The 2031-nt window shown below is 59.5% G+C and carries 2 protein-coding genes; both read right to left on the bottom strand.

Features of this window, described 5'->3' with window-relative positions; translation table 11 throughout:
* A partial coding sequence (locus ACWI8T_RS09635) for a laccase domain-containing protein (protein WP_449138793.1) occupies positions 1–479 on the bottom strand: 479 nt, incomplete at its 3' end.
* A gap of 17 nt (positions 480–496) precedes the next feature.
* A complete protein-coding gene (gene ftsZ / locus ACWI8T_RS09630) occupies positions 497–1672 on the bottom strand; it encodes a cell division protein FtsZ (RefSeq protein WP_114616023.1) in 1176 nt (391 codons plus the stop codon).
* Positions 1673–2031: the final 359 nt, after the last annotated feature.

Below are 2031 nucleotides of genomic sequence, written 5' to 3'. Positions count from 1 at the left end.
CAATGCGCCACGGCGAACTTGCCGGAAGGCGCCACGATAATCACAGGCGTGCAATCGGCGAAGCACAGCAAGGCCGCAACATCATCGCAACCCACGGCAATCGCGTCGCTGCCTTCGGCCGCGAACTCTCGCGTCTCGGCGATATCGCCAGCGTTTTCACACACGGCGACATCGGCGCCATGCACCTGGTTGGGCACAATAAGCCTCGTCGGATCGATGCCGAACGCCTCGCAGACCCTGCGGCGATTCTCACGCACGCTTTCGGGATTGTCGTTGACATGAAGGCCCAGGTTCAACGAATCGTACGGCGGCTCGCTCACACCGCCCGAACGCTCGGTAAACGCGATGCGTACGCCGCATGCTTCGAACAGGGCCTCATCGGTAAATGCGGTCAGGTTAGAAAAACGACCCTCGACAAGCCGCGGGAGCGGCAAATCGAGGGTCGCTTCAAGCCCTGACGCGTTGGTCATACCCGTCATGGCACATCGCTTCCGTTTTATCGACGACGAAGGAAATCGGGAATGTATTCCTCATCGGCGACGCGCGTAGATGCGGCATTCATCGAAGATGCGGCAGGAGACGCGGCATGGGTTTGGTTAGAGGTGTAGGTGTCGCGGCCAAAAGCGCCAACCGTGGAGCTCGATGCGGGAGCCGAAGCAGCCTGGGTTGCCGCAAACAAATCGTTGCGGGCGGAATCAAAGTCCATCGCAGCCTGAGACTGACGAGCAAAGCCCGTAGCGATAACGGTGATACGAATCTGGTCGCCCAGGGTATCGTCGATGATCTGGCCGTAGATGATGTTGGCGTCTTCGTCGACAACGGCCTCCATAGCGCGCGCCGCAGCGTCGACTTCAGCGAGCGTAAGGTCGCTGCCGCCGGCGATGGAGAACAGAACGCGGCTTGCACCCTGGATGGAAGCCTCGAGCAGGTTGGAATTGATGGCCTGCGTCGCAGCATCGAGGGCGCGATTCTCGCCCGTGCCGAAGCCAATGCCCATCATAGCCGTGCCGGCGTCCTTCATGACGGTGCGGATGTCAGCGAAGTCGAGGTTAATCAGGCCGGGAATGGTAATGAGGTCGGTAACGCCCTGGATGCCCTGACGAAGCGTATCGTCGGCAATGCGGAACGCGTCGAGCGCGGAAGTCTTCTTGTCGATGACCTCGAGCAGACGATCGTTCGGGATAACGATGAGGGTGTCGACCTTCTGGGAAAGCAGATCGCAGCCCTGCTCGGCCTGGTTGCGACGGACGCGGCCTTCGAAGCCGAACGGCTTGGTGACGATGCCAACCGTGAGCGCACCGATTTCCTCGCGAGCGATTTCAGCAACCACCGGAGCTGCGCCCGTGCCCGTGCCGCCGCCTTCGCCAGCGGTCACGAAGACCATGTCGGCCTCGGCCAAAGCCTCACGAATCTCGGAGCGAGATTCCTCGGCAGCCTGGCAACCGATTTCGGGGTTTGCGCCAGCGCCCAAGCCGCGCGTCAACTCTTCGCCGATATGGATAGTTTTATCGGCCTGCGACATAAGCAGCGCCTGCTTGTCGGTGTTGACGGCGATGAACTCGACGCCTTTCAGGCCAGCTTCAACCATACGGTTGACGGCGTTGGTGCCGCCACCGCCGACGCCAACGACCTTAATGACGGCCAGATGCTCTGAACCAACAGTTTTCGCCATGTTTCCTCCAACGTGCTGCATTTACGGCTGCGTTTAATCCGCGCCCGCCACGGCAGGCACATAAAATCAATTCTCACTATGAGAAACTATAACATGCTTACTTTACACAAACGAGCGAGCATTTCAAGGACGGTACCGCCCACAGGAAACGAGCTTCCGTCGAATCACCACGGAAATGGGCGAATTTCGCGCGAACGAGGAGCACTCCCCCTAGCGCTTCGGGGTTTGAATCGTCCTCGGGTTTGAATAATTCCGCACAAACCAGAAATCCCGAATCGCAGGCTTTCTTCAATCGGGCAGATGCCCACCGTTGGGGCCTCGGGTTCCTGGTTACGAGAGATTCCGCACGAGCCGAACGT

The sequence above is a fragment of the Slackia sp. genome, assembly GCF_977041755.1.
This window is presented reverse-complemented; position numbering and strand designations above follow the sequence as displayed.

What these genes read in the sequence shown, in the direction of transcription:
- ftsZ (WP_114616023.1), bottom strand. Translation starts at nt 1,672, where the DNA reads ATGGCGAAAACTGTTGGTTCAGAGCATCTGGCCGTCATTAAGGTCGTT.